Source organism: Limimaricola litoreus (genome assembly GCF_024159025.1).
Classification (GTDB): domain Bacteria; phylum Pseudomonadota; class Alphaproteobacteria; order Rhodobacterales; family Rhodobacteraceae; genus Limimaricola; species Limimaricola litoreus.
Genome location: NZ_JAMYXC010000267.1, coordinates 1 through 2786 on the forward strand (window position 1 = coordinate 1; position 2786 = coordinate 2786).

General features: G+C 72.1%; 3 protein-coding genes. All 3 read right to left on the bottom strand.

The features are described 5' to 3' along the window. On the bottom strand, positions 1-439 hold a 439-nt coding region (locus NHG85_RS16625; protein ID WP_253334478.1), incomplete at its 3' end, for a pyridoxamine 5'-phosphate oxidase family protein. Beyond that, a complete protein-coding gene (locus NHG85_RS16630) occupies positions 432-1466 on the bottom strand; it encodes a lipocalin-like domain-containing protein (RefSeq protein WP_253334480.1) in 1035 nt (344 codons plus the stop codon). The genes NHG85_RS16625 and NHG85_RS16630, both read right to left, overlap by 8 nt. Next, positions 1456-2786, bottom strand: a 1331-nt coding sequence (locus NHG85_RS16635) for an ABC transporter permease (RefSeq protein ID WP_253334482.1), incomplete at its 5' end; no start/stop codon positions are given. The genes NHG85_RS16630 and NHG85_RS16635, both read right to left, overlap by 11 nt.

Below are 2786 nucleotides of genomic sequence, written 5' to 3' on the forward strand. Positions count from 1 at the left end.
AGCGCGCAGGCCGCGGGTTGGGGCGCCAGGCCTCGGCCGAGGCGATCGGCGTGCCGGGCGGCGGCACCGTGCCGTATTGCGCGCGCGCCGCCTCGGGCACCCGTTCCCACAACGCCTTTTCCTCCTCATGCGGCAGGCGGATCACATGGGCGCGCATCCGCACCTGCAGCGCGGCTTCGGCATCCCAGAACTGGAGCGCGGCGCGCGGCCCGTCGGTGAGCTGCAGCACCTTGGCCGCGTCGGCGTCGGAATGCATATCCAGCGTCCAGTCCCCGGCATCGAAGCCGCGCAGCACCATGGTGCGCACCGAGGGCCAGCCCTGCGCGTCGCGCGTGGCCAGAACCGGCAGCCGCGCCGCGGCCTCACGATGCTCAAGCCCCGTAATGATGCGCGCGCGCACCAGCCCGAACAGCTCCGAAAGCGTGGTGATCTCACTCATAGCCCGTCATCTCCAGATATCCCTCGCCCACATGGCTCCCGGTGACCGTCACCGGCCCCTCCCAATAGGGCGGCGACAGCGCGTTCCATGCGCCCGCGTTCAGCGCCTCCACCTCGACCGCGACGCCTTCCTGCGGCAGCCGCACCGCCCAGCGCACCGGCACCTCTACCCCGTCGAGTTCCACCGTCTCCAGCGGCTCGGCCTCGAAGGCGCCGACATAGGGCGTCAGCGTCCCGTCGGGCGCGATCCAGCTGGCGTAACTGTAGCCCGCCGCATCCTTTTCGCGAAGCTGAAACCCCATGAGCTTGGCGCCGCCCTCGAACGACAGGGAAAACCAGTCCCAGCCGGTCTGCCGGTCCGACAGCGGCTGCGAGGACCATTCGTGGTCGAACCAGGCGCTGCCGGTCACCTCGACCGCGCCCGCAGGCAGGCGCAGCGTGCCCTCCACCGCAAAGAAGGGCTGCGAATAGTAATGGCTCGCCTGCCCCTCGGCCGATTTGACCGAGAACCCCGCCTCGCCGTGCCGCACCAGCGAACCCTGCGCATCAAGCGTCACCTCATAGGAAAACTCGGGCCCCGAAGCCGAGAGGGCGAGATCGTCGAAATCCGGCCCCGCCATGCGCCAATCGTCGATCCAGGCTTCGAAGGGCGCGGGCTCGACCCCGGCCTGCCCGATGCCGCCGCGCGCGAGGCGCTGGGCGAAGAGATGCGTCTCGGGGGTGGTGACCGCCGCATGGCCGAGCCAGAGCTGCGGGCTGTCCCAGCCTCGGGTTTCGCGCGGCGCGAGGGCGGAGCGGAACAGCGTCCATTGCAGCCCGTAGGGCGTGCCGTCGGGGCCTTCGAGATTGGCGGTGACGTACCACCATTCGATCCGGAACGCGGGGTGCGCGCCGTGATCGGCGGGAAAGGACAGGGCGCGGCCCTCCTGCGGCAGGGCGAACCCCTCCGCCGCGCCGCCCAGCCCGGCAAAGCCCTGCGCCTGCGCGGCTGCGGGCAGACACAGCAGAAGCAGGATCCTAGCGTTCACTGGCAAACACCCCCAACAACACGGCCGGCGGCGTGCGCGCCAACCGGATCGCCGGCCAAAGCGCCGCGGCCGCGGCGGCCAGGAGCGCGAAGAGCCCGAGCCAGCCGTAGGCCGCCGGAAAGACGAACATCGGCAGCCGCCAGCCAAAGGCCGCGACATTGACGACCGAGAGCAGCACCCAGGCCAGCGCCAGCCCCAGAGGCAATGCCAGAAGCGCGGTCAGCGCCGCCAGCAGCACGGCGCGCGCCATCTCCAGCGCGGCGAGGCGGCGGCGGGTGAGCCCCAGCGCCCAGACCGGCGCGAGCTGCGGCAACCGCAATGCCGCCAGCGTCAGCAGCGACATCAGGATGGCAAAGCCCGCGACGGCCAGCGTCAGCACGTTGAGCGCCGCCGTGACCGCGAAGGTGCGCTCGAAGACCTGCAACGAGAACCGCTTGAGCGCCGCCTGATCGGTGATCGCCCCGCCGGGCAGGCCCCGGGCCTCCAGCGCCGCGCGGATCTCGGGCACCCGGTCGGGATCGAGGCGCAGGCCGAAGCGGCGCGGCACGATCCCGGGGTGCAGGTCGGCAAACAGCGCCTCGGTCACGATCACCTGCCCCACCGGGTTGCCGTAATCGCCGTAGATGCCCAGCACCGGCAACGTGGTGTCGGGGCCAAGCCGGAGCGGATCGCCCAGGGCGAGCCCGGCCCGGCGGGCGAGCTGCTCGTTGATCAGCGCGCCCTCGCGCGCCGCCAGCCGCTGCCACGGCCGCTCGACCGATTGCAGGAAACGCCAGTTCTCGGGGTAGGTCGGATCGGGCCGCGCGAGGTTCAGCTCGGCGGGCTCGCCCGCCACCTCGATCTCGACCGAGGCCAGCGGCAGCACCGATCCCACCCGGGGAGCCAGAAAGGCCGCGATGGCGCGGGCCTCCTCGTCATCGGCGGTCTCGACATAAAGCTCGGGCGCAAGGCGCTGGTCGAGAAAGCCGGTGAAGGTCTGGCGGAACGAGCCCACCATGGTCGAGACGCCGATATTCGCCGCCATCGCCAGCAAGAGCGCCATCAGCGCCAGCGACAGCCCCGGAAGCTGCTGGCGCGTGTCGGCCCAGAACCATTGCGCCAGAGCGCCGCGCGCCAGCCGCGCCATGCCCGCCAGTATCGCCCCCAGCACCAGCGGCAGGGCCAGCGCGGCGGCGACGAGCCCCGCGCCCAGAAGCGCAAAGCCCGCCACCAGACCCTCGCCCCAGAGCGCAAGCCCGGTGGCCAGAGCGACGAGCGCCAGCACGGCGGCGCCCTGCCACCACGCGCCGCGGGCCTCCGCCATGGCCCAGGCGCGCCGCC